The 1,420-nt window shown below is 38.2% G+C and carries 2 protein-coding genes; both read left to right on the top strand.

The window, feature by feature from the left end; genetic code table 11:
* A partial coding sequence (locus tag I3255_RS14310; RefSeq protein WP_238039416.1) for a hypothetical protein occupies window positions 1-676 on the top strand: 676 nt, incomplete at its 5' end.
* A 2-nt stretch (window positions 677-678) separates the two neighbouring features.
* The coding region (locus I3255_RS14305) for a response regulator (protein ID WP_238039415.1) at window positions 679-1,420 on the top strand (742 nt) is incomplete at its 3' end.

Raw genomic sequence — 1,420 nt, 5'->3', positions numbered from 1 at the left:
GACCAATCCGTGGCTCAGTCATGAGTATGAACAAATATTCCAACACATCTATCGTGCCCATGCACGGGTTATCATTCTGTGCAGCGCAACCAAGCAAAGTGGTTGCAGTACCATTGCACTATGGCTTGCCCAACGATGTGCCAATCAGCAAAGCACACTTCTGGTTGAATTGGATCTTTGTGGCGCGGGCTTAGGTTATTCCCCCATTGAATGGCAGAACACAACTGAACACCATATTGCCCATTCAGAGAATCTTTTTATCCTTCCTCAACCCCGTTCAGCTCAATCCATTTTACAACTACGCCAGCAAGATCAATTACAGTTGTATTTAAATTTATGGCAACAATATTATGAATTCATCGTGATTGACTTAGGGGCAGTTAATAACAAACATTGGCGGCAACTATCAGCTTGTAATTTAAGTAAAATCAGTGATATTGCCATACTCTCAGTCGCTTTGGGAAAGACAACCCAAGAGGAACTTCTTGAAGCAATCGATGTGTTAAAAAAAGGACAACTGCCGCTATTAGGCTGTATCGCAAATCAATTTTATAACCCCTCTTTACAGCAAAAATTACTCAATAGCTTACAAAGTTACCAAAAAATTCTTCCCACCACGTTATTTCATTTTTTAGAACAGAAAATAAAACATAACCACTTTTTACGGGGGAGTTAACAATGAACTATCCTTTGTATCAACAGCAATTTAAGCTCACTATCAACGAGTTAAAACAGATTCGCAACTGGATAAATGATAAACATCAGCGTCTTTCTTTTTGCCCAACCATTACGCAAAAACTACAACTCATTATTTCAGAATACGGAACAAATCTGTTAAATCATCAAGCGGTTCCTGCAAGTCACATTCAATTAATTGGTCATCAAACGGCAAACGAATATCAATTTACTATCTTGGATAATGGATCTCATTGGCTGGCTTTCGAGGAACAATTAAACCAAGCACAATTCCCAAAACAACCAAGCACAAATCATATGGGGCTTGCTTTACTCAAATCAATGTTCGATAACTATCAATATACGCTATCAGAGCAAGGCAATAACTTTTCATTCTCTATAGATAAAGACCAAGAAAAACCGCGATTATTGTTAATCGATGACAGCAGTAGCCAGCTGACCTATTTAGCATCTCTACTACAAGAAGATTATCAAATCACAATGTTTAGCTCTTCGACTGAAGGCCTAGACTGGCTTAAAGATCACTCTTGTGAACTGGTAATAACAGATATTCATATGCCTGAAATGGATGGATTTCATTTTCGACAACATGTAGCTACACAACCTCGCCATAGCCTATTGCCGTTTATTTTTCTTACTGGAGATCTCAATCGTTCAACCCAATCAGCTGCCTCGCAGTTAGAAATTGATGATTATTTAAAAAAACCTATCGATAAAGAGACAT

Origin of the sequence: Psychrobacter sp. Ps6, assembly GCF_022129235.1 — a bacterium.
Lineage (GTDB): Bacteria > Pseudomonadota > Gammaproteobacteria > Pseudomonadales > Moraxellaceae > Psychrobacter.
Note: the sequence above shows the minus strand (reverse complement) of the source record. Positions and strands in the feature narration are given on the sequence as shown.